Source organism: Streptomyces sp. CNP082 (assembly GCF_059570535.1).
In genome coordinates this window covers 75,597-101,929 of sequence record NZ_JCANSZ010000018.1, presented here as the reverse complement: position 1 = coordinate 101,929, position 26,333 = coordinate 75,597, and the positions used below count along the sequence as shown (strand labels likewise).

Here is a 26,333-nt window from a genome sequence, read left to right as displayed (position 1 = left end):
CCTTCGTCCTTGCCGTCGCCGAGGCCGTGGCCGTGGCCGTGCCGTCGCCGGGTCCGGTGCCCCGGTCATCGTGGGTCCGACGCTACGGAGCGGGGCCGGGCCGCAGCCATGGCGGCTGCTGGCGGACCCGGGGTGGGGTTAACCCGAGGTGGCGGCGCTTCCGACCGGCGGGGAGGTGCGCCCGGCAGACTAATTGCCAGGTAAACACTAAGGTAAAGTAAGTAAAGGGCTCAGGTCCCGGAACGGCCGTCCCCACGACCCCGGGAGGAACCCATCGGACACGCAGACACCCTGATCGCCATGGGCGGTGCCTTCATGGCCGCCGCCATCCTCGCCCGTATCGGCAGCCGCATCGGGCTGCCCACCATCCCGCTCTTCATCCTGGCCGGCATCCTGCTCGGCCCGAACACCCCCGGCATCGTGCTGGTGGCGGACCCGCACGACCTGGAGATGCTCACCGCTCTGGGCCTCGTCCTGCTGCTGTTCTACCTCGGCCTCGAATTCCACATGGACGACCTGAAGTCGGGCGGTCGCCGCATGGCCCTGGCGGGCGGCATCTACCTGATACTCAACGTGGGCGCCGGACTCGGCTTCGGCTTCGCGCTCGGCTGGGGCACCTCCGAGGCGCTGGTGCTCGCCGGCGTGGTCGGCATCTCCTCGTCCGCGATCGTCACGAAGATCCTCGTCGACCTGCGCCGGCTCGGGAACGACGAGACCAAGCCCATCCTCGGCATCATCGTGGTCGACGACCTGTTCCTCGCCCTCTACCTGGCCGTCCTGCAGCCCGTCCTCTCCGGCGCGGAAGGCCCCGGCGAGGCCGTCCTGCAAGCCGGCAAGGCGCTGGCGTTCCTGCTGGCCCTGGCCACCCTCGCGCGCTTCGGCACCAGGGTCATCAGCCGGCTCTTCGACACCCGGGACAACGAACTGCTCGTCATCTCCTTCCTCGGCGCCGCGGTGCTGGTCGCGGGGATCTCGGAGTGGTTCGGGGTGGCGGACGCCATCGGCGCGTTCATGGTCGGCCTGATGCTCGGCAGCACGACGTCCGCGGAGCGGATCCGTACGCTGGTGCACCCGCTGCGGGACGCCTTCGGCGCCATCTTCTTCTTCGGCTTCGGGCTCTCGATCGACCCGGGCGACCTGCCCCCGGTCGCGGCCCCGGTGGCCCTCGCGGTGCTGCTGACGATCGTGATGAACGTGACGACCGGCCTGGTCACCAGGAAGCTGTACGGGTTCGGCGCGGTGCCCGCGGCGAACGTCGCGCTGACGCTGATGGCCCGCGGCGAGTTCGCGCTGATCCTGGCCACCATGGCGGCCACGGCCGGGCTCGACCGGCGGCTGTCGCCGTTCATCGCCGGGTACGTGCTGCTGCTCGCCGTGCTCGCGCCGCTGGCCGCCGGCCGGTCGCACTGGCTGGCCCGCATCCTGCCCGGGGGCAGACCGCCCGGCGGCGGCGGTCCGCTGGAGCCGGCGCCGCAGGCGGCGGCCAACTGACCGCGGGGGCCGGGGCGTACGCGCGCGGCGCCGGGGCGCAGGCGCCCCGGTCCCGGCACGTCCGCACGCCACGGGCCGTCCGCACGCTACGGGCCGCCCGGCGGCCCCGCGCCCGGCCCCGTACGCCTCACTCGCGGCAGATCAGCAGCAGCGCCCGGTCGTCCTTGACGTCCTTGGCCACCTTCTCGATCAGATGCCAGGCCGCGCCCCGGAACGTGCTCGACGCGTACTGGTCCGCCTCTCCTATCAACCGGTCCATACCGTCGCTCAGATCCCGGTCCGGCGCCTCGACGAGGCCGTCCGAGAAGAGCATCAGCACGTCCCCGCGGCGCAGCGTCCCCTTCAGCGGGTCGAACTGCGCCTCCTCCACCACGCCGAGCAGCGGCCCCTCCGCGCCCTTCTCCTCCCAGCGCCCGGTGCCGGCGCTGAGCTGCACGCCCGGCACGTGCCCGGCCGAGAACAGCTCGTAGTCCCCGGACTCCAGGTCGAGCACCAGGTGCACGGAGGTGGCGAAGCCCTCCTGCCACTCCTGGCGCAGCAGATAGCCGTTGGCGGCGGGCAGGAAGTCGTGCGGCGGCAGCGAGCCGAGCAGCCCGCCGAAGGCGCCGGACAGCAGCAGCGCCCGCGACCCGGCCGCCATGCCCTTGCCGGAGACGTCGGTGAGCACGGCCTCCAGGATGTGGCCGCCCTGGGTGCGGGAGGCGACGACGAAGTCGCCGGAGAAGGACTGCCCGCCGGCGGGGCGCAGCGACATCTCCGCGTGCCAGCCGCGCGGCAGCCGCGGCAGCTTGCTCTGCACCCGGATCCGCTCGCGCAGGTCGAAGAGCATCGTGCCGCCGCGCCGCCACGGCACGCCCACGCGGCTGCGGAACTGCGCGACGGTCAGCCCGGTCAGGCCGACCGAGGCGATCACGAGCACCGTGCCCGGCGTCACCCGGGCCGGGCCTTCGGCGTACGGGCCGAGGAGCATCGACTCGATGATGAGCGCGGTGGCGGACGCGGCGTACAGCGCGAGGAGGCTGGCGGGCCGCAGCACCAGGCCGCCGATGAAGATCGGCAGCACCAGCGCGGCCGGCGAGACCCAGGCCGCCGAGAGCAGCGTGCCGGCGGCCAGCGCCGGGATCGTCAGCAGGAGGGCGACGAGGGCGATCCAGTCGGAGCCCTCACCGCGAAAGTAGTCGACACCGGCTCGGCGCACGCCGACGCGGGCCCGGTGCAGCGCCTTGTGCCACCGGGCCGCGTGCGAGGTGGAATCCGCACCTCCGGCCATGCCCCGGGACCCTATCCACCCGCCGCGCCGGGCGTCGATTCACGGCGTGCCGACCGCACTCTTCGGGCGGCACTGCCGGAATCGTATGCGAATTCGCGGCGTTTTGAGCGAAGGAGAGCCTGCCCGGCCGCAGTTGGGACGAGGGTCACGTGGGCTGGCACGTGGGGCACCAGAAAAGGTTGCGGGCGGCGAGCGTGGCGGTGCGTACGTCGGTGCCGCAGAGGTGGCAGGGACGGCCCGCGCGGCGGTAGACGTAGACCTCGCCGCCGTGCCCGTCGACGCGCGGCGGGCGGCCCATCGCCTCCGGCAGGTGCTCGGTCCTTACGGTGTCGATGCGCCCGGTGCGTACGCCCTCGCGCATCAGCGCCTTGAGGTCCGCCCAGACCGCCTCCCAGGCGGGGCGGGCGAGGTCGCGGCCCGCGCGGTACGGGTCGATGCCGTGCCGGAAGAGGACCTCGGTGCGGTAGATGTTGCCGACGCCGGAGATCACCCGCTGGTCCATGAGCAGCGTGGCGACCGGCGCGCGGCTGCGCGATATCCGCACCCACGCCGCCTCGCCGTCGTCGCCGGCGCGCAGCGGGTCGTCGCCGAGCCGGGCGTGCACGGCGTCCTTCTCCTCCTCGGTGATCAGCTCGCACGCCGAGGGGCCGCGCAGGTCGGCGTAGCCGGCGCCGGTGGCCAGCCGCAGCCGGACGGCGCCGACGGGCGGCGGCGCGGGGCCGTCGCCGAAGCCGGCCTTGCCGTAGATGCCGAGGTGGACGTGGAGGTGGCCGACGGGGCCGAAGCCGAGGAAGAGGTGCTTGCCGTGGGCGTCGGTGCCGGTCAGCCGGCAGCCGTCGATGAGCGCGGCGCCGTCGGCGAACTTGCCCTGCGGGCTGGCCGCCCGGACCGCCCGGCCGCCGAAGCGTACGCCGTACTCGACGGACAGGCGGTGGATGGTGTGGCCCTCAGGCATACGTCCTCTCCCGGTCCTGCGCCTGCTTGTCCCTGCCCCTGCTGGTGGCCGCTACGGCTGCGGGTGGTGCGCCGGCACGTCGGGGAGCTTGCCGCTCTGCTCGTACGCGCTGAGCATGTCGATGCGCCGCTGGTGGCGCTCCTCGCCGGGGTACGGGGTGGCGAGGAACACCTCGACGAAGCTGGTGGCCTCGTCACGCGTGTGCATCCGCGCGCCGACGCTGACGACGTTGGCGTCGTTGTGCTCGCGCGCCAGCCGCGCCGTCTCCTCGCTCCACGCCAGCGCGCAGCGCACGCCCGCCACCTTGTTGGCGGCGATCTGCTCGCCGTTGCCGGAGCCGCCGATGACGATGCCGAGGCTGCCGGCGTCGGCGACGGTGCGCTCGGCGGCGCGCAGGCAGAACGGCGGGTAGTCGTCGGCGGCGTCGTAGATCAGCGGACCGCAGTCGACGGGGTCGTGCCCGTGCTCCCGGAGCCAGGCGAGGAGGTGGTTCTTGAGTTCGTAGCCGGCATGGTCACTGCCGAGGTACACGCGCATGGCCCGGAGTCTACGGGCCCCGCTCAGCCCGGCTGCGCGCGCCCGGCCCGGCGCCGCCGACCCGGGCGGGGGTCCGCCATCCGCCGTCCGGTGCCCCCTCGCCCGGCAGGTCCTGCCCGGACCGCATCGGCCCGGACCGGCCGGGCCGAGCGAACCGGGCGCCGGGGGGCGCGGAGGGGCATAACGCCTGCGGGTGAAGGGTCGGTATCGAGCCAACGAACGCGCTGGCGAAACCATGCGCCTCATGGATAGCGTCTTCTACCCGTAGTGATCTGTCTCCTACCGGGAGTTGACGTGAAGCGCCGACGCACCCTCCCCGCCTCCCTCGCCGCCTTAGCAGCCACGAGCCTGCTGCTCACGGCCTGCGGTTCCGACGACGGGGACGGGGGTGACGACGAGAAGATCAAGGGCGCGGACGACGCCTCGTCGGCGCCGCCGTCACCGAAGGAGAGCGAACCGGAGGCAGACCGCCCGGAGATCCAGCTTCCGTCGTATTCGAAGATCACTTTCGAGGACGACGCGACGGGCGACGCTACGAAGGACGCGATCCTCAGCGACAGTGAGCAGCGCTTCATCGCCCTCTACGACGCGATCTTGAAGGCGGACGTCAAGAGCTCTGCCCTGAGTTTCTACAGCAGTGGTGAAGCACTCGCGAAGTCGCGCACCTTCATCAAGGGCTGGGTCGACGCCGACGACAAGTGGGCAGGTGTCATCCGGGTCTTCGACCGCGAGGTGACCCTGAAGGAGAACGGCACCGCGGCCGTGGTCTTCTGTGCTGACGAGAGCGATGCCGTCATCACGAAGGACCCGGCGAACGAGACGAAGCTGCCGACCAGCGAAGGCTCGAAGGACGCGTACGTTCTCTACAACACACTGCTGGAGAAGGGCACGGACGGCGTCTGGCGAACGACGAGGGGACTCTCCGACCGGGGGGCTGAGCAGTGCCAGGCTTAGCCAAAGTCGCGACCACCCTCGCCTCCTCCGGGCTCGCCGGTCTCGTACTGTTATCCGGCCCCGCCGCGGCCCAGGACAACGACGGGCTCGGCGGCCACGGAAGCGACCTAGACCCCGGTCAGAGCGCCCCCACCGGAGGCTCTGACGGCAACGGGAACATCTACGCGCAGATCGAGATCGTGTGGGACGAGGCCCGCAACGGTCCCGGCGGGGACGGCGGCGGGGCGGTGACCCCGGTGAGCGACTGGGAGCCGCCCCCCTGCTGGTACGGCCCGGCCTACACTCCCGACAAGTTCGAGGAACTGGCCCGGAACGTGTGGTTCGCGATGGTCCACGACCCCGACGGGCAGGACATCGCCTCGGACTTCATGGACAAGTACAGCGGCGGCGAGCCCTACGAGAACTTCAACCACGACAAAGCCGGTGAAGGCTACTGGTGGGACGACTTCTACGACGAGAGCCGCAAGGACGACCCGGCGATCTTCGATTGCATGGAGCCGTGGTTCTGGGTCGACAAGGGGGAACCCCCGCCAGTGGAATACGAGAACGCGGTCACCCCCGATGTCCTGGCCGAACTCGCCTACGACAGGCTCCGCATCCCCCGCGACGAGGCGACCCTGCGCCCCGCAGCAGCCAACCAGAAGGTCAACCTGCCGACCTGGGTGTGGCTGGACGAAGGCACGTTCCACCCCGTGTCGGTCACCGCCTCCATCCCGGAAATCGGCATCGAGGCGACCACCACGGCCCGCCCGGTGGGCCTGCACATCGACCCCGGCACGGACGACGCCGAGCTGTACCCCGACGGCGGCGTCTGCCGCATCAACGACGACGGCTCCATCGGCACCCCGTACACGGCCGGCCGCTCCGAGGAGACGCCGCCCTGCGGCCTGACGTACCTCCGCTCCACGGAGAACACGGGCCCGTACGACCTGACGGCCACGGTCACCTGGGAGATCAGCTGGGCCGGCACGGGCCAGTCCACCCCTGAACGGTTGCCCGACGGTGTCTTCAACGCGACCACCGAGGTCGACGTCGCAGAGATCCAAACTGTCATCCGCTGACGTACTGCCTACGGCCGGCCCCATCACCCCATTTGAGACTGCGAGCCACCACCTCAGGGGGATTTGTGAGCACCCGTCCCACCGACTGGCACATACTCGACCTCGACGAGGACCCCACCCCCGGGGACCCGGATCGGGTGAAGCAGCTCGCCCGTGAGCTGCACGACTTCGCCGACGACGTCGCCGACGCCCTGCGCCAGATCAAGAGCATGGCGGGCGAGGACGCGATCCTGCGCTGGGCGGGCAAGACCGCGAAGACGTTCCAGGAGGAGTTCGACGAGGTCCCCAAGAACCTCAAGAAGCTCCAGCGTTCCTACGACCTGGCAGGCGACGCACTGGCCGCGTACTGGCCGAAGCTGGAGCGCGCGCAGTCCTTAGCGGACAAGGCGTTAGCCAGGGGCCGCGAGGCCCGCAACGAGTTGTCGTCGGCGACCGGCCGGCTGGACTCGGCCAACTCCTGGCTCGAACGTGCCACCGCGAAGACCGAGGAGTACGACGAGAAAGAGGGCAAGGACAAGCCCGACGAGTCCGACGTCCGCGCCGCCGCCCGCAACGCCACCGACGCCAAGTCCGCCCAGACCAGCGCCCAACGGGCCGTCGACAACGCCGAAGGCGGCCTCGAAGCGGCCAAGAAGATGGCCGCCGACGCCAAGAAGATGCGCGAAGACGCCGCATCCGACGCCAAAGACACGCTCGAAGACGCCTCCGACGCGGGCATCCAAAACCGCAAGTGGTGGGAGAAGGCGGTCGACTGGGTCAAGGACAACTGGGACACCATCGTCAACGTCTGCAAGGTCATCGTCGCCGTCCTCGGCATCGTCGTCCTCATCATCGGCGGACCCCTCGCCCTGGTCGTCCTCGCCGCCGCCCTCGTCGTCCTCGCCGACACCCTCATCAAATACCTCAACGGCCAAGCCTCCCTCTGGGACGTCGCCTTCGCCGCCCTCGACTGCATCCCCGGCATGAAGGGCCTCACCACCCTCGGAAAACTCGCCGGTGGCCTGAAGGCCGTGGCCAAGGGCGGGTTGAAGGGCATGGCGCTGGGGGCGAAGGGCTTGGGGAAAGCCTTTAAGAAGAAGGCCGTGCAGATGCTCAAGCGCAACAGCTGCGGCGACCCGGTGGACGTGGCCACCGGCGAGATGACGTTGTCAGCCACCGACGTCGAGCTACCCGGCATCCTGCCGCTGGTGATTGAGCGTCATCACATCACCTCCTACACCGACGGCCGGTACTTCGGCAGTTCGTGGGCGTCCACGCTGGATCAGCGTCTGCAACTGACCGAAGACGCGGTCCATCTGCTCACCGCGGACGGCATGACCCTGGTCTACCCGGCCCCACAGGCCGGCGGTGAGGCTGCCGTCCTCCCCGTGACCGGGCCGCGGTGGGGTCTGACATGGGACGGGAAGCCGGGTACCCCACTTGCCGTCGAACAGCCCGAGGCGGGGCGGGTACTGCTGTTCGCGCCCGTGACGGGCAGGGCGGGCAACGAACTGCCGCTCGTCGCGGTCATCGACCGCAACGGCAACCGGATCGACTTCCGCTACCGCGACGACGGCTCTCTCACCGAGCTGGCGCACACCGGCGGCTACCGCGTCGGGGTCGCAGTCTATGACGGCCGCGTGACCTCGCTACGGCTGCTATCCGATCCGGACGAGCCGGTGCTGCTTGCGTACGACTACGACGAGGCCGGCCTGCTCGCTGAGGTGTTCAACTCCTCCGGGCTGCCCCTTCGCTTCTCCTACGACAAGGCGGCCCGGCTGACCCGCTGGGAGGACCGCAACGGCACCTGGTACCGCTACGAGTATGACGAGGCGGGCCGCTGTGTGTTCTCGACCGGCACCGACCGGGCGCTGGAGTACACCTACCGCTATGAGCCGGAACGGCTGCGCACCACCGCCGTCGACTCCCGCGGCCATACCACCGTGTACGAGTTCAACGACAGCTTCCAACTCATCGCCACCACCGACGCCCTCGGCCACACCACTCGACAGGAGTACGACCTCGAAGACAGGCTGAGCGCTTACACCGACCCTCTCGGCCGCATCACCCGCTACGAATACGACGCCCGGGGAGACCTGACCGCCATCGTGCTCCCCGACGGCAGCCGCAAGCAGGCCGTCTACAACGAGTTGCGCCGGCCTGACGAACTGATCGATGCCGACGGCGCCCGCTGGGAGTTCGCATACGACGCCCGCGGCAACCGCCTCACCGCCCTCGCCCCCTCGGGGCAGCGTATCCGCTTCACCTACGACGAGCGCGGCGGACCCACCTCGGTCCAGGACGCGGCCGGTGGGAAGACGCGCATTCGGTGCAACGCCGCCGGGCTTCCGATCGCTGTCACCGACCCGGCCGGGGAGACCACTACCCTCACCCGGGACGCCTTCGGCCGGCCGATCACGCTCACCGATCCGCTCGGCGGACAGATCCACAGCCGCTGGACGGTGGAAGGGCGCCTCCTGGAGCGCACGGATCCTCTTGGCGGAGTGGAGATGTTCGAGCGGGATCCGGAGGGCAACGTCCTCTGCAGGCGCGAGCCGGGCGGAGCGACTACTACCTACACATACGGCGCCTTCGATCTGCCGACCTCTACCACTGGGCCTGACGGAGCCACCTACCGCTTCACCCGCGACACCGAACTCAACCTTGCCCAAGTCACCGACCCCGCCGGCCGCAGCTGGCACTACGAGTACGACGGGGCAGGCAGGCTTGTGTCGGAATCCGACTTCGATGGGCGCATCACCCATTACGCCTACGACGCTGCCGACCAGATACGCACCCGCATCAACGCTGCTGGACAGCAACTCATCTACGACCACGACCTCCTGGGACGACTCAAGACCACCAGCACGCCGGACGGCAACCTCGTCAGCAGCTACGAACGTGACGCGGTAGGAAGAGTCGTACGCGCGGTTTCGCCGGAAGTTGAACTCGCCCGTACCTACGATCCGCTGGGCAACCTCCTCACCGAGACCGTCAACGGCCGCACCCTCGCCCTCACCCACGACGCGGCCAACCGCCCGTTGGCCCGAACCACCCCTTCCGGGCACCACAGCGAGTGGGCATACTCCGCCGGCGGTCTCGCCGTCACGCTCACCACTGACGGGCGCACAATCGCTTTCGACCACGATGCCCTCGGCCAGGAGACCTCACGCAGGGTCGGCGACCGACTGACCTACGCGCAGGAATGGGACCCGGCGGGCCGTATCACCTCACAGTCCGTGGTCGGGCCCACGGTCCTCCCGGTTGTCGCCCGCAACTACCGCTACCGCGCCGACGGCCACATGACCTCGTTCGACGACGCCCTCGCGGGCGCCCGGACCTACGAGTTGGACGTCGTCGGCCGAGTCCTGACCGCCAGCAGCACCACCGGCCAGGAGACCTACACGTACGACACAACAGGCAACCAGGCCACTGCCCTATGGCCCACTACCGAAGGTGCACCCGCAGCGGACGCCGTCGGCGACCGCGAGTTCCATGGCACCCTCCTCACCGGTGCGGGGCGCGTCCGCTACGAACACGACGCCGCTGGCCGCATCGTGCTGCGCCAGCGCCGCCGACTATCAAAGAAGCCGGAGACCTGGCGCTACACCTGGGACGCGGAGGACCGCCTCACCCAGGTCGTCACCCCCGACGGCACCACCTGGCGCTACCGCTACGACGGCTTCGGCCGCCGGACCACCAAGGAGCGTCTGGACGACACCGGCGCAGTCGTGGAGCACACCGATTTCACCTGGCACGGCTCCACCCTCGTCGAGCAGACGACCATGGACGGCGAGTCCACGGACCCGGCCGTCCTGACATGGAATCACCGCGGACTGCAACCAGTCACCCAGACGTGCCACGCACCGGGCCAGGGCGAGGTGGACCGCAGGTTCTACGCCATCGTCACCGACATCGTCGGAACCCCCACCGAACTCGTCGACGAAGACGGCTCGACGGCATGGCGGCGGCAGACCACCCTCTGGGGGCTGCCGCTGGCTCCGGGCGATGACTCCCGCGAGATGCCGCTGCGCTTCCCCGGCCAGTACGCGGACGAGGAGACAGGCTGGCACTACAACGTCTTCCGCCACTACGACCCCCTCACGGGCCGCTACGCCACCCTCGACCCCCTCGGTCTGGCCCCTGCCCCCAACCCCCACACCTACCCCCACAACCCGACCACCTGGACCGATCCCCTCGGTCTCGCCGCCCATACGCCGGAGGTACCTGGTCAGCCAGAAATCACTACCGCCGACCCATCGGCGCTGCGATACAGCCAGAACACGGCCGGCGGCAGGGGTAGGGCCGCGATGCTCCGCCAGAGCATGAGGGAAAGAGGTTGGGATGGCGATCCAGTCGATGTGGTCCGAAACCCCGACGGACTCACCACGATCGACAACACCAGAGTCGCGGTGGCTCAGGAGCTGGGGATTTCGGAGATTCCGGTGCGGATCCATAGCATGGCTGAGGCTTTGCCCGGCGACATGATCGGACGTTTCGGCTCGGCGAACACATGGGGCGAAGCGCTCGTTCATCGAACCTCCAGGCAACGCCCCTCCCTAGACCCTACCGGAACATCCGTTCGACCAAGAATGCCGGAGTGAGATTTGAGTAACCAGTTTCGGAACGTATCGCACATGGACCGCATTTCCGATTTTCCGGAATTCAAGAGGGGGTGGGATTACGTTCGAGAACATGGCCTCACCGACGTCGACCCGTGGACCGTTTACACCAATAGCAGTGAAATCGAGCCTCGGACCGCGGCAGTTAACAGCCGCTATCCGAACAGGATCGTGGTCTGCTTCGCCGAGAGGGTGGACACCGATGACGTGGCATGCCTGATCATCCGCCCAGGGGCGGGCGAGAATGCCGGCAATGTTATGGTTCTGCATGATTTCGCGTCGCCAGGCACGGAGATCGATGTCACGGTCAACAGCTTCTGGGAGTGGTTCCGGCTTGCCGTGGATGACATGATCGACATCGCGCGCCACTCGTAGAAATCGAATCCGAAGTGCTCTGACTCCCTAGCTAGAAATGAATGACCAGCTCCAGCCGCGCTGGTCCACGTTGACCGACCGCGTAATGCGGGCGGCCTCGTGGTACCCCGGCCGCTCAGTGCCCATCGAGAAGTGGCAACGTCCCCTGCGCGAGCACGGCGGCTTCGAGATCCACGAGGCCGCACGACGGTTCCTCACCGAGTTCGGTGGGCTGGCAACCGATGAGTGGACACCGGGCCCGATCATGCCCCAGTCGCCGTTCCGGTTCGATCCCCGACTTGCCGAGGAGGACAGCGATACCTTCGCCAGGCTCAGCGAGATAGCCGGGACCTACCTTTACCCCATCGGCCAGGCCGACAGCGGTCACAACTACTTGGGCATGGCCGCGAACGGCGCGATCTACATCGGCAAAGACGGGGTCGAACTGCTGGCGGACACCGCCGAGGAGGCACTGGAGAAGCTCGTTGTGGAACGGCGTACCGAAGCCCCCCTGCCATTCGTGCCAGCGGGGGATGGCCTTGTGCTGCCCCACAACATCGAGCAAGAGCGGAGCGTGGAGATCGGGACTCGGTGGTCCGCAGAGACCGACCGCGTGTTGCGGCTCGCCGGCTGGCACCCTGGGCGTTCGGTGCCCACCGCGGAGTGGGAACGCGTCCTGCACGAGAGCGACGAGGGGTTCGAGATCCACGAGGCCGCACGACGGTTCCTCACCGAGTTCGGCGGCCTGGAGATCAACCAGCAGGGGCCGGGTAGAACGATGGCCCGGTCACCGTTCCGTCTCGATCCCCTCGTGGCCAAATGGGACTATGAGATCTTCGAGGTCCTCAGTGAGGAGTCCGGGACCAACCTCTATCCCATCGGCGACGCCTTCCGCCGCAATCAGTACCTTGGCATGGCCTCGGACGGGGCGGTCTACATCGGAATGGACAGTATCGAACTGCTGGCGGACACCGCTGACAAGGCGCTGGAGAAGCTCATCGCGGGAATCCGGTAACCGGGGAGCGGCGAAGGGCGGTATGCCTGGCGTTCGGGAGTCAGACGCGTCCTTGGCCGCCGCGGACCCGGATCGATCGGTACTGCGCTGTCCGGCGCAGGTCACGGGGCTGGCGTGAATGGCGAGTTGGGTACTCGTGCTGGTCGGCGGCTGATGAGCGCGACCACTTTCTCAGATCAGGTGATCGAATTCGCCGGCTTTCACACCGAGCACGAAGGCTCGGAGCTTTTCCTGGCTCGTGACCACGATGACATCGGGGGCGGCGCTTTCCCGTATGAGGATTCCGTCAGCCACGGAAGCCAGTTCGATACATTGCCCTTCATCACCTCCGTCAGAGAAGGAAGACTTCCCCCAACAGATCTCTTTGTTCGTCACGGTAGACTCACAACTCCTGCTTGGTGGACTGGATCAGTTTCCTTGACTCGCCAACGCCGAGCGAGATCGCCTCGACGTGATTGAGAAGCGCGCGATACTTTCCGAGCTGGGCTTCGGCGTCCAGAAAAGTGCCATGGAATGCGTTGTCAACCTGGACCGTATCCAGTTGCGGGACCGGACCACCCGCGTAGGTGAAGAACTGAAGGGAAGAAGAGATTCCTTCCACCTCGAACGGGATGACGCGAATGGTCACCATCGACCAGTCGGCGACTTCCTCGAGAAACTCAAGTTGCGCGCGCATCACCTTTCGACTTCCATATCGCATGCACAGCGAGGATTCGTGCAGGAATACTTCGCATTCTGGGGGAGACGAACGCGCAAAGACGCAGCGCCGCGTGACCCGATGCCGTACGGCGGCGTCAATTTCCGCTACCGGTCGCTGGGTGATTGCGCCGCTGAATACCGAGCGCGCGTACTCTTCGGTCTGGAGCAGTCCCGGAATAATGACCGTCTGAACGGTGCGCAGATATTTTGCGTGGTTCTCCAGCTCCGCCAGGTCGAGGGCGCTGGCGGGCAGGGTGCCGCGGAAGTCGTTCCACCACCCCTTCGTATGGTCCTCCGCCATCGCCACCAGCGCGTCGATGTAAGCCACATCCCTCGCCGAGTAGTGCGCGGCGAGGTGCCGTACCCGCTCGCCGCTGACGCCCCAGCGGCCGGACTCGATGTGGCTGACCTGTGGGCGCTCCCACCCCAGCGACGCGGCGGCCTGGGCGCTGGTCAGGCCGGCCTGTTCGCGGAGCTTGCGCAGCTCCGCGCCCAGCCGCACCTGGCGTGCCGAGGGCTGTCCACGCGGCGGCATCCAGGCCCTCCCCCTCTGTCGTGACGGACTGTCGCCACCACTGTGCCACGAGTCACTCCACCGGGTGGATCTAGGCGTCACACCATTGCGCCGTAACAATAGTGCGCCCTACGTTCAGCGGGCACCACTCGGCGCGGCACGGCGGAGAGGACACCCCCATGACCAGTACCAACACCAACCGGTACCACGCCCAGACCCAGACCGCACCGCCGCGCCTGTCGTGGGGACCGAACAACCTGCCCGTCCCCTACGCCGCAGCCTGGAGCGCGGAGGTCCCCGCAGTGGACGGCGCGTTGACCGTTCGCGCGGACGGTTCCGGGCTCGCCTACCGGGACGAGCGGGCCCTCGACCGGGACCGGCACGGTGTGCTGTGGGCACGGCTTACCGAGGCGCAGGGGGTGGGGCGGCCGAACTTCCGCTCGCTGCACTCCCACCGGCAGCGGCGCGCCATGCTCGGCATGCTATGCCAGGTCTGCGGCGCCCCGGCCGGGCGTACGGCACGGGGTGGCTGTTCCTCCTCCAGCGGCCCGGACCCGGCGAACAACCGGCCCACTGGCCGGAGGGCGGGCTATCCGCCAAGCCGCCCGTGTGCGTGCCGTGCGCCCGGCTCGCCCTCCGGCACTGCCCGCACCTGACCGGGCCCCTCGCGGTACGGGTGCGCAAGCCTCGTGTCTGGGGGGTGTTCGGCGGCCTGGTCACCCCCGACGCACACGGCGCACTCGTCCCGGCTCCGACCGACGAATGCCTCCCCTACGGGCATCCCGCCGGGCGCTGGTTCCTCGCGTCGCAGCTCGTCGTCGAACTCCGACGCTGCCGGGTGGCAGACAACGACATCAACCTCCCTGCCGCGCAGGTCCTCAGTCGCGGTGCGTGCGGCCCGCGAGATGCCACGCCGCCGGGAGGGCGCCCATCGCCAGGGCTGCCTTCAGGGCGTCGCCCAGGAGGTACGGGGTGAGGCCGAGGGAGACCGCCTCGCCGAGGGAGACGTCGAGGGAGAGCGCCAGGTACGGGACACCCACCCCGTAGATGATCACGCTGCCGAGGACCATCGTGCCCGCCGTGCGCCACACGTCGCGGTCGCCGCCGCGGCGGGCCAGCGCGCCGACGGCCCCGGCGGCGAGCAGCATCCCCAGGACGTAGCCGAACGACGGCATGCCCCAGCCCGAGGAGCCCTCCGCGAACCACGGCATGCCGGCCATGCCGGCGACGGCGTACAGCAGGAGGGACAGGAACGCCCGCCCGGTGCCCAGCGAGGCGCCGACGAGCAGCGCGGCGAACGTCTGCCCGGTGACCGGCACCGGCGAGCCCGGCACGGGCACCGACAACTGCGCGGCGGCGCCGGTGAGCGCCGCGCCGCCGGCCACGAGCGCGATGTCGCGCAGCCGGGCGCGGGCCGCGGTGGACGCGGGCAGCACGTCGGCGAGTACGGCGCCGGGGCGGGCGGGGTGCGGGGAGGAGACGGCGGCAGTGCTCATCGGGTTCTCCGGTCTCGGTTCGCGGGTCCGTCACGGGGTACGGGGACCCTGCGTACGCTAGCCGACGGCCTCGGGCCGATCACCGTGGAAAGGTGCCAATTCGCCGCGCACATACCTGTCACTCCCCCGCACCCGGCCGGTTACCGGCCCGGGGACCGCGATTGCGGCATCTCAGCAGGTCACGTGAGATACACCACACGGTGATCGGGTTTCGCGCCGGCCCAACTGCCCGGCCGTACGCCCGGCTCCCGCTGTGGAACCCCTCCAACGCGGGCCCGCCGGCCGCGGCGCGCGCCCGGCGCGATGCCGCACACTGAACCTCCCCACGCACTACCCCCCAGGACCCGAGCATGAGCGCAACCCCCCACCCCGAAGGCGCCGGCACCCCCACGGATGCCGTGCGCGCCGCCGCCCCAGCCGCCGCCCCCGCTCCCTCCGACGCACCCGCCGGCGCCGCCCCCGTACCGACCGCCCTGGGCACCGGCCTCAAGCAGCGCCACCTGACGATGATCGCCCTCGGCGGCGTCATCGGCGCCGGCCTCTTCGTGGGCTCCGGCGCCGGCATCGCCGCCGCAGGACCCGGCATCGTCCTCGCGTACGCCGTCTCCGGGATCCTCGTCATGCTCGTGATGCGGATGCTCGGCGAGATGTCCGCCGCCACCCCCGCCTCCGGCTCCTTCTCCGTGCACGCCGAGCGCGCGTTCGGCCCGTGGGCGGGGCTCACCTCCGGCTGGATGTACTGGTGCCTGCTGGGCGTCGCCATCGCCGTCGAGGCCATCGGCGCCTCGCAGATCGTGACGGGCTGGCTGCCGGGGACCGGGTCCTGGATGTGGGTCCTGCTGTTCATGGCCGTCTTCTGCGCCGCGAACCTGGCGGCGGTCGGCAACTTCGGCGAGGCCGAGTTCTGGTTCGCCGGGCTGAAGGTCGCGGCGATCACCGTCTTCCTCGCCCTCGGCCTGCTCGCCGTGCTCGGCCTGCTGCCCGGCACCGACGCGCCCGGCACCGCCAACCTCACCGGCGCCGGCGACGGCTTCCTGCCCCGCGGCTCCGAGGGGCTGCTCGTCGGCCTGCTCGCCTCCGTCTTCGCGTACGGCGGGCTGGAGAACGTGACCATCGCCGCCGCCGAGTCCGACAACCCGCGGCGCGGCGTCGCCCGCGCGGTGCGCACCGCGATGTACCGGATCGCGATCTTCTACGTCGGCTCCATGCTGGTCGTCGTCGCGCTGATCCCGTGGGACGACCCCGCGGTGACGTCCGGCCCGTACGCCGCCGCGCTCGACCACCTCGGCATCCCCGCCGCCGGCCAGGTGATGAACGTCGTCGTGCTGGTGGCACTGCTGTCCGCGATGAACGCCAACATCTACGGCGCCTCGCGCATGGCCTACTCCCTGGTCGCCCGCGGCCAGGGCCCGCGCTTCCTCGGCAGGCTGACCCACCGCGTGCCGCGCCGCGCGGTGGTCGCCACCTGCTCCTTCGGCTTCGCCGCCGTGCTGCTCAGCTACCGCTGGCCCGACACGCTCTTCCAGTGGCTGCTGAACATGACCGGCGCGGCGATCCTCGTGGTCTGGGCGTTCACCGCCGCCGCCCAGTTGCGCACCCGCCGCCGGCTGGAGCGCGAGGCGCCCGAGCTGCTGACGGTACGGATGTGGGCGTACCCGTACCTGACGTGGGCGGCGCTGGCCGCCATGGGCGGGATCCTGGTGCTGATGCTGCGCGAGCCGGACTCCCGCACCCAGTTGCTGACCACGGCGGGCCTGACCGTCGCGCTGTCCGTCGTGGGCCTGGTACGTCAGCACCGCCGCGCGGAACCCGCATGACATGATTTCGCTGTCGGACCAGCGATCGGACCTGTGAGACGAAGGAGCCCCCCGTGCCCGGTGAGAACCTGACCCGCGAGGAGGCCCGGGAGCGGGCGGGGCTGCTGGAGGTCGAGGCGTACGAGGTCGAGCTCGACCTGCGCACCGCGGTGGCTCCCGCGGCGGAGCCCTTCCGGTCGGTGACCACCGTGCGGTTCCGCTGCGCCCAGCCGGGCGCGGCGACCTTCCTCGACCTCATCGCGCCGGACGTGACCGCGGTGACCCTCAACGGCCGGGACCTCGACCCCGGGACGGTCTTCGACGGCTCCCGGATCACGCTGGAGGACCTGGCGGCGGAGAACGAGGTCGTGGTCGACGCGCGCTGCGCGTTCAGCCGCACCGGCGAGGGCATGCACCGCTTCGTCGATCCGGAGGACGGCGAGGTCTACCTCTACACGCAGTACGAGCCGGCCGACGCCCGCCGCGTGTTCGCCACCTTCGAACAGCCCGACCTCAAGGCCCCGTTCACCTTCACCGTCACCGCCCCCGAGCACTGGACCGTGCTCTCCGGCGGCGCGCTGGCCGGCCGGCCGGAGGCGCACCAGGACGGGTCGGCGACCTGGCGGTTCGAGCCGACCAAGCCGATCTCCACGTACATCACGGCCGTCGTCGCCGGCCCGTACACCCGCGTCGAGGACCGCTACACGCGCACCTTCGACGACGGGCGGGAGCTGGTCGTGCCGCTCGGCGCGCTGTGCCGCAGGTCGCTCGCCCGGCACTTCGACGCCGACGACGTGTTCACCGTCACCAAGCAGGGCCTGGACTTCTTCCACGACCACTTCGACTACCCCTACCCCTGGGGCAAGTACGACCAGGCGTTCGTGCCGGAGTACAACATCGGCGCGATGGAGAACCCCGGGCTCGTCACCTTCCGCGAGGAGTTCGTCTTCCGCGGCAAGGTCACCGACGCGGCGTACGAGCGCCGGGCGAACGTCGTGCTGCACGAGATGGCGCACATGTGGTTCGGCGACCTGGTGACCATGGAGTGGTGGGACGACCTGTGGCTCAAGGAGTCGTTCGCCGACTACATGGGCGCGCTGGCGCTCGCGGAGGCCACCCGGTTCACGGGGAGCTGGATCACGTTCGCCAACCGCCGCAAGGCGTGGGCGTACCGGGCGGACCAACTGCCGACGACGCACCCGATCACCGCCGACATTCAGGACCTGGAGGCGGCCAAGCTCAACTTCGACGGCATCACGTACGCCAAGGGCGCGGCGGTGCTCAAGCAGCTCGTGGCGTACGTCGGCAGGGACGCCTTCATGGAGGGCGCCCGCCGCTACTTCAAGCGGCACGCCTTCCGCAACACCCGCCTCGCGGACCTGCTGGCCGCGCTGGAGGAGACGTCGGGCCGGGACATGTCGGCGTGGGCCGGGCCGTGGCTGCAGACCGCCGGCGTCGACACCCTCACCCCGCAGGCGACGTACGACGCGGGCGAGCGGATCACCGAGCTGGCGATCCTGCGCGCGGGCCCCGAGACCGGCCCGGGCGCCACGGCCGGCGCGCCGCCGCGACCGCACCGGGTGGCCGTCGGGCTGTACGCGCAGCAGGGCGCCTCCGGCGAGCTGGTGCGCTACGCGCGCGCCGAGGTCGACGTCACCGACGGGCACACGGCCGTCGGCGAGCTGGCCGGGCAGCCGCGCCCGGAGCTGATCCTCGTCAACGACGACGACCTGACCTTCTGCAAGGCCCGCTTCGACGAGGACTCGCTCGACACCGTGCGCGAGCGCCTCGGCGACGTCACCGACCCGTCCCCTGGGCCCGGAGGGCCTGGGGAGGCCCCGGCGTCTCATTCGCTCGCCCGCGCCCTGCTGTGGGCCGCCGCCTGGGACCTGGCCCGCGACGGCCTCATGCCCGCCCGCGACTACCTGGACCTCGTGCTGCGCTTCGCCGGCCGCGAGACCGACATCGGCGTGCTCCAGGGCCTCCACCAGCAGGCGCACTACACCGTCGACCACTACACCGCCCCGGAGCACCGCGCCGAGGCCGAGCAGGCCCTCGCCGAGGGTGCGCTCGGCGAGCTGCGCCTGGCGGTGCCCGGCAGTGACCACCAGTTGGCGTGGGCCCGCTTCTTCGCCTCCGTCGCCGGTACGGAGCAGGACCTGCAACTGCTGCGCGGCCTCCTCGACGGCCAGGCGAAGATCGACGGCCTCGACGTCGACCAGGAGCTGCGCTGGGACGTGCTGCTCCCGCTCGCCGCGCACGGCGCCGCCGACGCGGCGGCCATCGACGCCGAACTGGCCCGCGACGACACCGCCTCCGGCAAGCGCCACCAGGTCCGCTGCCTGGCCGCCCGGCCGGACGCGCGGGTCAAGGAGGAGGCGTGGACGGCCGTCGTGGACTCCGACGAGCTGTCCAACGCGATCGTCGAGGCGACGATCTCCGGCTTCACCCGGCCCGGCCAGCGGGACCTGCTCGCGCCGTACGCGCCGCGGTACTTCGCGTCGATCGAGCGGATCTGGCGGGAGCGGACGATCGAGAGCGCCATGGCGGTCGTACGGGGCCTCTACCCGGCGCTGCAGGCGCACCGGGGGACGCTGGACGCGACGGACAGGTGGCTGCGCGAGACCGAGGGCTCGGCGCCGCCGGCGCTGCGGCGGCTGGTGCGGGAGGCGCGCGACGACCTGGCGCGTGCGCTGCGCGCGCAGGCGCGCGACGGGCAGGACTGAGCCCCGGGGGCGTGGCCCGTACGGCGTCATGGCTCCCCTGCTCGACAGTCGAACGTGTGCCCTTTAGCCCCGGCTTGTCCGCATTCTTCGACGGCCCTGTAACAGCGGTTAGGGGAAGGCAGGCGACCGGGAATCCAGCGGCCATGAACCCGAACTCGCCCTCCCCCGCACCGCTCAGCCCCCGCCCGCTCCAGCACGCCGCCGGAGCCCGCGGCCAGGTCATGACCGTCCGGCAACTGCGCGAGCACGGTGTGGCCGCCGCCGACGCCGCGCAGCGCTGCCGCCCCGGCGGCCCGTGGCAGCAGCTCCTGCCCGGGGTCTGCCTCCTGCACGCCGGACCACCGACGCCGCAGGAGCGGCTGCACGCCGCCCTGCTCTACGCCGGCCGGGCGCCGGGCCGCGCCACCGTCCCCGGCCAGACGCGCGGCGCGGCAGCGCCGGCTCCGGCGCAGGACGCAGCCCCGGCGCAGGACGCCGCCCCGGCCCCGTACGGCGACGCGATGATCACCGGTCTCGCGGCGCTCGCGCTGCACGGCTTCGCCGCCGCCCCGCCGCTGCTCGCGCTCAACCGGATCGACGTCCTGCTCCCCCGCACCCGCCGGCTGCGCTCCACGGGCCTGGCCCGCCTCGTCCGCGCCCACACGCTGCCCCGTCCCGACCTGGTCACGGGCCTGCCCGTGGCCCCTGTCCCCCGCGCCCTCGCCGACACCGTCGCCGTCCTCACCGAACCCGCCGACGTCCACCGGCTGCTGACCGAGGCGGTCCGCGAGGGGCACTGCGAGGCGCCGGCGGTGGTACGCGAGCTGAGCCGGGCCCGGCTGCTGGGCCGCCCGCAGGTGATCGACGCGGTCGACGCCCTGATCGCCGCGGGCCGCGCGCTGGCCGAGGGCCGCCTCTACGACATGGTCCACGTCCACGCCCTGCCGGACCCCCTGTGGAACGTCGAGCTGCGCCTGCCCGGCGGCCCGCACCTCGGCGGCGTCGACGCCTACTGGCCGGACCACGCGGTCGCCGTGGAGATCGACGCCCGCACCCCGCGCCGGGCCCGCCACGACGAGCAGGCGCTGTGGTCCCAGTACGCGAAGAAGCGGGAGACCCTGGAGCGCCTGGGCATCACGGTCGTCCACCTCACCCCGCGGGGGCTGCGCGAGTCGCTGGAGCGGCAGGCGGAGCTGGTACGGGCCGCGATGCTGGTCTCGGCGGAACGGGAGCAGATCACGCACGTGATGGTCCTGCCCAGGTGAGCGGGCCGGCGCGGCGGCGGGGGTCAACGGGTGCGTAGCAGCTCCGTGTTGCGGTCGGTCTCCAGGCCCGCCAGGGCGCGGCGGCGCGGGGAGTGGGGGGCGTTCAGGGCCAGCTCGCGGTAGAGGGAGGCCAGGTCCTCCTGACCGAGTCCCGCGCCGTCCGCACGGTACGGGGCCGCCGACTCGATCAGCGTCGTGAACAGCGACAGCGTCCCGTCGCCGTTGTCCGCCAGCTCCACCACCCGGGCCAGTTGGGGGAAGTCCACGTGCGAGGCCGTGGTGATCTCCCACAGCCCGCCGGCGGCCCCGTCGGTCGCGCCGTGCGGGGTGATCTCGTTGCGGTGGCTGTGCCCGTTCACCCACGCGACCACGTTGCGGTGGGCCAGCAGCACGTCCAGCAGCTCCGCCCCCGTGTGCCGCTCGTCGTCCGGCCGGGAGGGGTCCGGCGTGGTGTTGTTCATCGACTTGCTGGTGTGGTGGCTGAAGACGACGACGTAGGAGTCCCGGTGCGCGGCCAGCCTGCGCTCCAGCCAGCGCAGCTGCGCCGTGCCCAGCGAGCCGCGGAAGTCGCCGCCCTGGTCGGTGGTGTCCAGGCTGATGCCGATGACGCCGGGGCCCGTCTCGCTCAGCGTGAAGTCGTAGTACAGCTCGCCGGCGGCGCGGTTGGCCTCCGTGTAGCCGTGGCCCACGGGCCCCGCCCCGGTGAACCGCTCGTCGAGGTGCGCGGCCACGTACTCGTACGACGTGAACGGCACCCGCCGCTCGTCCGGCGTGACCGTACGCATCAGATGCCGCTGCGTGCGCAGCATCTCGGCGAACGCCTCACCCCGCGGGTCGGTGCCGGCCCGCAGCGAGTCGAACAGCGGCCCGGCGATCGACTCCGGCAGCGTCATGAGCTTCCGGTCGCCGGCCGCGTACTCCGCGAAGTACGGCTGCCGCGCCGCGTAGCAGCCGCCGGGCAGCAGGTCGTGGTTGCCGACGGTGGAGTACCACGGCAGGTCAAGACCGGGGCTGGTGACCTCCCGGATCACCGCCGCGAGGAAGCCGTCAAGACGCGGGAAGCCCAGCGCCTTGTCGGCGTCGCGCAGCCGGCTCTCCGGGTGCCAGTAGCGGTCGATGCCGCTGTTCTGCACGCCCTCGTACGAGCCGGGGTCACCGCTGTTGGGCACGATCCGCCCGCCGCTCATCGCGGTGAGGTACCACTCCAGCTCCAGCGCGTTGTTGTTGTCGGTGTTGTCGCCGGTGGTGACGGCGCAGCCGAGGGCCAGGCCGGTGGCGGGCCCGACGGTCAGGGAGTTGACCCGCTCGATGAGCGCGACCGCGCCCGGGACGCTCAGCGCCTCCTGCGGGCGCCAGCCGTCGCCTGCCTGCTCGCGGAAGTACTCCGAGCGCAGCGGCGTCTGCACGTCCACGATGTGCAGGTCGGTGAGCTGGACGAACGCGGCGAGCGCGGTGCGGGTGTCCGCGCGCCGCGCGCCCGCGGCGCCCAGTTCCGTGCGTACGGCCCGGGGCCAGCCCGCGCCCTCGGTCAGGTGCCGGTAGCCGCCCTGGCCCACGGCGGTCGCCGTCGTACGGATCGTGGTGCCCGCCGACGACGGCGCGGGCGGCCCGCCGGGCGCAAGACCGCGGGCGCCGGGCCGCGAGGCCAGCGCCGGCGGTGCGGCGGAGCGCGCGCTGGCCTGCGGCTGCGGGCCGAGGGCCGGCCCGAGCCCGGCGACCGCACCCGCGGCCCCGGCGGCGCCCAGGAGGACGGCGCGCCGGCCGGGGCCCGGGAGCCTGGTGGACGTGCTTTCGCGGTGCATCGGCGCTCCTGAGGGGGACGAGCGGGAGGCTTCGACGCGAGTGGGTCACCCGCGCACTCGGAGCCTTGGCACGCCGGGTGACCTGCTACTTAACGCAACCGGAACGACGGCGGCCGGAAAGCCCACACTTACCCTCACCGGATGAAAACACCGCGCAATGGACACGCGATCCTCGCCCGTTCGAGTGGCGACGGTCACCGTGGGTTCACCGCTGCGGGAACGCGCCCGGCAAACCCGCCTGGCGGCTATGCGCCAACGCCGCAATCCGCCACACTCAACTCCCCCCGCGCGCGTGTGCCTTGCTGATAGATATGCGGCAGCCGGCACCGGATGCCGGTTTCCACACAGGTGGGGGTTGAACACGAGATGACGATCTCTCCCAGACGCACACCCGGTCGCATACCGGGGGGCGGACGGCCGCGCGCCGCCGCCCGAATAGCCCTCGCGGCCGGCCTGGCCGCAGCGCTCACCGCGACGGGCCCGTCGATGGCAGCGGCCGTGCAGGCCGCGGAGGGCGCCCCGGAGCCCGACCGGCCCAAGGCCGCGGCGGACAAACTCGGCGCGAAGGACGCCGAACTGCTCGCCGAGGCGAAGGCGGGCGGCGACAAGAACGTCACGCTGCTCGTCGCCGTCGAGCCCGGCGAGGCGGCCGAGGTCGCCGACACCTTCCGCGGCGTACGCGGCGCCTCCGTCGGCGCCACGCACGACAAGCTCGGCTACGTCCGCGCAACCGTGCCGACGGGCCGCGCCGACGCCGCGATCGACAGGGCCGCGACGCTGTCCGCGGTGCACGGCATCGATCTGAACGAGGAGATCGAGCTGCCCGATCCGCGCCCGGACGCCGACCGCGCCGCGGGCAGCAAGGACAGCACGGGCAGCACGGGCAGCACGGCCGGCGGCGCGCGGGGCACGTACCCCGCCCCCGACCGCTCGACCCCGGCCAAGAACCCGTACCAGCCGGCCCACGAGACCGGCGCCGTCGACTTCGTCAAGAAGCACCCGAAGGCCGACGGCCGCGGCATCACCATCGGCATCCTCGACTCCGGCGTCGACCTCGCCCACCCCGCCCTGCGCACGACCACCACCGGCGAGCGCAAGATCACCGACTGGGTGACGGCCACCGACCCGATCGTGGACGGCGACGGCACCTGGCGGGCGATGGTCACCGACGTCTCCGGCCCGTCCTTCACGTACAACGACCGCGAGTACACCGCCCCGCGCGGCGCCTACTCCGTCAGCCTCTTCCGCGAGAGCGCCACGCTCGGCGGCGAGATGCAGGGCGACCTGAACCGCGACGGCGACACCGCCGACTCCTGGGCGCTGCTGTACGACGCGCAGGCCGGCACCGTCCGCGTCGACCTCGGCGACGACGGCGACTTCACGAACGACAAGCCGATGGCGCCGTACGGCGAGGACCATGAGTTCGCCTACTTCGGCACCGACGACCCGGCCACGGCCGTCGCCGAGGCGATCCCGTTCGTCGTGGAGATCCGCAAGGACGTGCCGATGGACCCGTACGGCGGGGACTGGATCGGCAAGACGGAGGACTTCGTCAACATCGGCGTCGTCGAGGGCGCGCACGGCACCCACGTCGCCGGCATCACCGCGGCCAAGGGCCTCTTCGGCGGCCGGATGAACGGCGCCGCGCCCGGCGCCGAGATCGTCTCCTCCCGGGCCTGCACCTGGAGCGGCGGCTGCACCGCGGTCGCGCTCACCGAGGGCATGATCGACCTGGTCACGAACCGGAACGTCGACGTCGTCAACATGTCGGTCGGCGGCCTGCCGCCGCTCAACGACGGCAACAACGCCCGCGCCGAGCTGTACAACCGGCTCATCGACACCTACGGCGTGCAGCTCGTCATCTCCGCGGGCAACGACGGCCCCGGCGCCAACACCATCGGCGACCCCGGCCTGGCCGACAAGGTCGTCAGCGTCGGCGCGGCCGTCTCCCGCGAGACCTGGGCCGCCAACTACGGCAGCGCCGTGCAGACGAAGTACGCGATGATGCCGTTCTCCTCCCGCGGCCCGCGCGAGGACGGCGGCGCCACCCCGACGATCACCGCCCCCGGCGCGTCGGTCAACACCATCCCGACCTGGCAGCCCGGCAGCCCCGTGGCCGAGGCCGGCTACGACCTGCCGCCCGGCTACGGCATGCTGCAGGGCACCTCGATGTCCTCGCCGCAGACCGCCGGCGCCGCGGCGCTGCTGCTGTCCGCCGCCGAGCGGGAGGGCATCGACGTCACCCCCAACGCCCTGCGCACCGCGCTGACCTCCACCGCCGACCACATCCCCGGCGTGCAGACCTACGCGGAGGGCGCCGGCCGGGTCGACGTCGTCGGCGCCTGGGACTCCCTGGAGGACGGCGCCATGGCGTACGAGTACGAGGTGCAGGCGCCCGTCGACACCGTGCTCGACGGCTTCCTGGCCACCCCCGGCGTGGGCAGCGGCGTCTACGACCGCGAGAGCGGCCCGGCGCCCGGCGATTCCGAGACGTACGAGATCACCCTCACCCGCACCTCCGGACCGGCAGGCGGCACGCCGCACGAGCTGAGCTGGCAGGGCAACGACGGCACGTTCACGCTGCTCGGCGACGACGATGTCACGCTGCGCCGCGGCCAGCCGCTGACCGTCAAGGTCAAGGCCGAGCCGCGCACGGCGGGGCTGCACAGCGCCGCGCTGCTGGTCGACGGCGGGCGCACCGAGGGCATCGACCACCGGGTGCTGGCGACCGTGATCAACGCGGCGGAGCTGGCGGCGCCGGCGTACGGGCACCAGGTGTCCGGCAAGGTGCAGCGCAACGCCACCCGCTCGTACTTCGTGAAGGTCCCCGAGGGCGCGAAGACCCTGGAGGTGGCAATGAGCGGGCTCGCGGACACGAGCCAGACCCGCTGGATCGCGATCGACCCTTGGGGCATCCCGGCCGACAACTCCTCGACGCCCTTCTGCTACCCCAACTACGCCAATCCGGCCAACACCTGCCGCCCCGACCTGCGCTCCTACGAGAACCCGATGCCGGGCGTGTGGGAGTTCGAGGTCGAGTCGCGGCGCACCTCGCCGCTGCTGGACAACCCGTTCACGGTCGAGGCGACCGTGCTCGGCGCGGCCTTCGACCCCGAGGTGCAGACGATCGACGAGGCGAAGGTCGGCACGCCCAGCCCGGTGCAGTGGACGGTGACCAACGGGTTCGCCCCGGTGGCCGGCAAGCTCGCCGGCGGGCCGCTGGGCTCCGGCCTGTCGGAGCGCCCGAGTATCGCGGCGGGTGCGGCGAACACCACGACGATCGAGGTCGCCGAGGGCGTCACCCGGCTGGACGCGGTGATCGGCGCCACCTCCGACGCCAACGCGGACCTGGACCTGACGGTCTACCGCGACGGCGAGGTCGTGGGCCAGTCCGCGGACGCCGACTCGGAGGAGGCGGTCACCCTGATCGACCCGGAGCCCGGGACGTACACGGTGGAGGTCTTCGGCTACGACGTGCCGGCGGGGACGACGGAGTACGACTACCGCGACGTGTACTTCTCCCCGGCGCTGGGCGAGGTGAGCGTCGGCGGCGAGCCGGTGGAGCTGGACAGCGGCGGGAGCGCGGAGGTCGCGGCCGAGGTCACGGTGGCGGCGCCCGGTCCCGAGGGCCGCGAGTTCTTCGGCGAGGTGCAGTTGCAGAACGCCCGCGGCACGGCGGCGGGCGCGGGCAGCGTACGGATCGGGACGGTGGTGCCGTAACCGTCCCGGTACGGGCCGATCCGTCCCGTACGTCCTGACCGAACCCGCGGGGGCGGGACGCCGGAGATCCGGTGTCCCGCCCCTGTGGCGTGTGTCTC

Annotated in this window: 18 protein-coding genes; 11 read left to right on the top strand and 7 right to left on the bottom strand. The window is 71.2% G+C overall.

Annotated elements, in window-relative coordinates; genetic code table 11:
* Positions 1-300: 300 nt before the first annotated feature.
* Positions 301-1,491 (top strand): cation:proton antiporter, encoded by a 1,191-nt coding sequence (locus B124_RS16875; RefSeq protein ID WP_496503671.1) that lies wholly within the window; start codon positions 301-303, stop codon positions 1,489-1,491.
* A gap of 127 nt (positions 1,492-1,618) precedes the next feature.
* Here B124_RS16875 and B124_RS16870 read toward each other — a convergent pair whose 3' ends face one another.
* From B124_RS16870 to B124_RS16860, 3 genes are all read right to left on the bottom strand, one after another.
* Complete coding sequence (locus B124_RS16870) at positions 1,619-2,761, bottom strand: SpoIIE family protein phosphatase (protein ID WP_496503670.1); 1,143 nt, start codon at positions 2,759-2,761, stop codon at positions 1,619-1,621.
* 145 nt (positions 2,762-2,906) lie between these two features.
* On the bottom strand, positions 2,907-3,716 hold the full coding sequence (locus B124_RS16865) for an Fpg/Nei family DNA glycosylase (protein WP_496503669.1): 810 nt from the start codon (positions 3,714-3,716) through the stop codon (positions 2,907-2,909).
* Positions 3,717-3,767: 51 nt separating this feature from the next.
* Positions 3,768-4,253, bottom strand: coding sequence for a ribose-5-phosphate isomerase (locus B124_RS16860; RefSeq protein ID WP_496503668.1), 486 nt, complete (start codon positions 4,251-4,253; stop codon positions 3,768-3,770).
* Between the two features lie 294 nt (positions 4,254-4,547).
* Here B124_RS16860 and B124_RS16855 point away from each other — a divergent pair, with 294 nt between their 5' ends.
* The 5 genes from B124_RS16855 to B124_RS16835 all read left to right on the top strand — a co-directional run bounded on the left by B124_RS16855 (position 4,548) and on the right by B124_RS16835 (position 12,238).
* Positions 4,548-5,207 carry a hypothetical protein gene (locus tag B124_RS16855; RefSeq protein WP_496503667.1) on the top strand — a complete coding sequence of 220 codons (660 nt, stop codon included), beginning with the start codon at positions 4,548-4,550 and terminating at the stop codon, positions 5,205-5,207.
* The gene (locus B124_RS16850) at positions 5,195-6,268 is read left to right on the top strand and encodes a hypothetical protein (protein WP_496503666.1); all 1,074 of its coding nucleotides are present in this window, start codon (positions 5,195-5,197) and stop codon (positions 6,266-6,268) included. Before B124_RS16855 ends, B124_RS16850 begins: the two co-directional genes overlap by 13 nt.
* Before the next feature lie 65 nt (positions 6,269-6,333).
* On the top strand, positions 6,334-10,851 hold the full coding sequence (locus B124_RS16845; protein ID WP_496503665.1) for a DUF6531 domain-containing protein: 4,518 nt from the start codon (positions 6,334-6,336) through the stop codon (positions 10,849-10,851).
* Positions 10,852-10,884: 33 nt separating this feature from the next.
* Positions 10,885-11,244, top strand: coding sequence for a hypothetical protein (locus tag B124_RS16840; protein WP_496503664.1), 360 nt, complete (start codon positions 10,885-10,887; stop codon positions 11,242-11,244).
* A 37-nt stretch (positions 11,245-11,281) separates the two neighbouring features.
* The gene (locus tag B124_RS16835) at positions 11,282-12,238 is read left to right on the top strand and encodes an SUKH-3 domain-containing protein (RefSeq protein WP_496503663.1); all 957 of its coding nucleotides are present in this window, start codon (positions 11,282-11,284) and stop codon (positions 12,236-12,238) included.
* Between the two features lie 171 nt (positions 12,239-12,409).
* Here B124_RS16835 and B124_RS16830 read toward each other — a convergent pair whose 3' ends face one another.
* Both B124_RS16830 and B124_RS16825 read right to left on the bottom strand, forming a co-directional pair.
* Positions 12,410-12,613 carry a DUF397 domain-containing protein gene (locus tag B124_RS16830; protein ID WP_496503662.1) on the bottom strand — a complete coding sequence of 68 codons (204 nt, stop codon included), beginning with the start codon at positions 12,611-12,613 and terminating at the stop codon, positions 12,410-12,412.
* 7 nt (positions 12,614-12,620) lie between these two features.
* Positions 12,621-13,472 (bottom strand): helix-turn-helix domain-containing protein, encoded by an 852-nt coding sequence (locus tag B124_RS16825; protein ID WP_496503661.1) that lies wholly within the window; start codon positions 13,470-13,472, stop codon positions 12,621-12,623.
* 158 nt (positions 13,473-13,630) lie between these two features.
* On the opposite strand from B124_RS16825, the gene B124_RS16820 reads away from it, so the two are divergent.
* Positions 13,631-14,107: a hypothetical protein gene (locus tag B124_RS16820; protein WP_496503660.1), complete on the top strand. Its 477-nt coding sequence runs from the start codon at positions 13,631-13,633 to the stop codon at positions 14,105-14,107.
* Positions 14,108-14,329: 222 nt separating this feature from the next.
* Here B124_RS16820 and B124_RS16815 read toward each other — a convergent pair whose 3' ends face one another.
* The gene (locus B124_RS16815; RefSeq protein ID WP_496503659.1) at positions 14,330-14,947 is read right to left on the bottom strand and encodes a biotin transporter BioY; all 618 of its coding nucleotides are present in this window, start codon (positions 14,945-14,947) and stop codon (positions 14,330-14,332) included.
* Positions 14,948-15,297: 350 nt separating this feature from the next.
* Here B124_RS16815 and B124_RS16810 point away from each other — a divergent pair, with 350 nt between their 5' ends.
* The 3 genes from B124_RS16810 (at position 15,298) to B124_RS16800 (ending at position 20,713) form a co-directional block, all read left to right on the top strand.
* Positions 15,298-16,764, top strand: coding sequence for an amino acid permease (locus tag B124_RS16810; protein WP_496503658.1), 1,467 nt, complete (start codon positions 15,298-15,300; stop codon positions 16,762-16,764).
* Between the two features lie 53 nt (positions 16,765-16,817).
* The gene (gene pepN, locus B124_RS16805) at positions 16,818-19,469 is read left to right on the top strand and encodes an aminopeptidase N (protein WP_496503657.1); all 2,652 of its coding nucleotides are present in this window, start codon (positions 16,818-16,820) and stop codon (positions 19,467-19,469) included.
* Positions 19,470-19,612: 143 nt separating this feature from the next.
* Positions 19,613-20,713 carry a hypothetical protein gene (locus B124_RS16800; RefSeq protein WP_496503656.1) on the top strand — a complete coding sequence of 367 codons (1,101 nt, stop codon included), beginning with the start codon at positions 19,613-19,615 and terminating at the stop codon, positions 20,711-20,713.
* A 23-nt stretch (positions 20,714-20,736) separates the two neighbouring features.
* On the opposite strand, the gene B124_RS16795 is transcribed toward B124_RS16800, so the two are convergent.
* Positions 20,737-22,515 (bottom strand): TIGR03767 family metallophosphoesterase, encoded by a 1,779-nt coding sequence (locus tag B124_RS16795; protein WP_496503655.1) that lies wholly within the window; start codon positions 22,513-22,515, stop codon positions 20,737-20,739.
* A gap of 366 nt (positions 22,516-22,881) precedes the next feature.
* On the opposite strand from B124_RS16795, the gene B124_RS16790 reads away from it, so the two are divergent.
* Positions 22,882-26,235: a S8 family serine peptidase gene (locus tag B124_RS16790; protein WP_496503654.1), complete on the top strand. Its 3,354-nt coding sequence runs from the start codon at positions 22,882-22,884 to the stop codon at positions 26,233-26,235.
* Positions 26,236-26,333: the final 98 nt, after the last annotated feature.

Excerpts from the sequence above, each read along its gene's own strand:
- B124_RS16875 (WP_496503671.1), top strand. The coding sequence starts at position 301 with ATGGGCGGTGCCTTCATGGCCGCCGCCATCCTCGCCCGTATCGGCAGC.
- B124_RS16870 (WP_496503670.1), bottom strand. The coding sequence starts at position 2,761 with ATGGCCGGAGGTGCGGATTCCACCTCGCACGCGGCCCGGTGGCACAAG.
- B124_RS16865 (WP_496503669.1), bottom strand. The coding sequence starts at position 3,716 with ATGCCTGAGGGCCACACCATCCACCGCCTGTCCGTCGAGTACGGCGTA.
- B124_RS16860 (WP_496503668.1), bottom strand. The coding sequence starts at position 4,253 with ATGCGCGTGTACCTCGGCAGTGACCATGCCGGCTACGAACTCAAGAAC.
- B124_RS16840 (WP_496503664.1), top strand. The coding sequence starts at position 10,885 with ATGGACCGCATTTCCGATTTTCCGGAATTCAAGAGGGGGTGGGATTAC.
- B124_RS16835 (WP_496503663.1), top strand. The coding sequence starts at position 11,282 with ATGAATGACCAGCTCCAGCCGCGCTGGTCCACGTTGACCGACCGCGTA.
- B124_RS16825 (WP_496503661.1), bottom strand. The coding sequence starts at position 13,472 with ATGCCGCCGCGTGGACAGCCCTCGGCACGCCAGGTGCGGCTGGGCGCG.
- B124_RS16820 (WP_496503660.1), top strand. The coding sequence starts at position 13,631 with ATGACCAGTACCAACACCAACCGGTACCACGCCCAGACCCAGACCGCA.
- B124_RS16815 (WP_496503659.1), bottom strand. The coding sequence starts at position 14,947 with ATGAGCACTGCCGCCGTCTCCTCCCCGCACCCCGCCCGCCCCGGCGCC.
- B124_RS16810 (WP_496503658.1), top strand. The coding sequence starts at position 15,298 with ATGAGCGCAACCCCCCACCCCGAAGGCGCCGGCACCCCCACGGATGCC.
- B124_RS16800 (WP_496503656.1), top strand. The coding sequence starts at position 19,613 with ATGAACCCGAACTCGCCCTCCCCCGCACCGCTCAGCCCCCGCCCGCTC.
- B124_RS16795 (WP_496503655.1), bottom strand. The coding sequence starts at position 22,515 with ATGCACCGCGAAAGCACGTCCACCAGGCTCCCGGGCCCCGGCCGGCGC.
- B124_RS16790 (WP_496503654.1), top strand. The coding sequence starts at position 22,882 with ATGACGATCTCTCCCAGACGCACACCCGGTCGCATACCGGGGGGCGGA.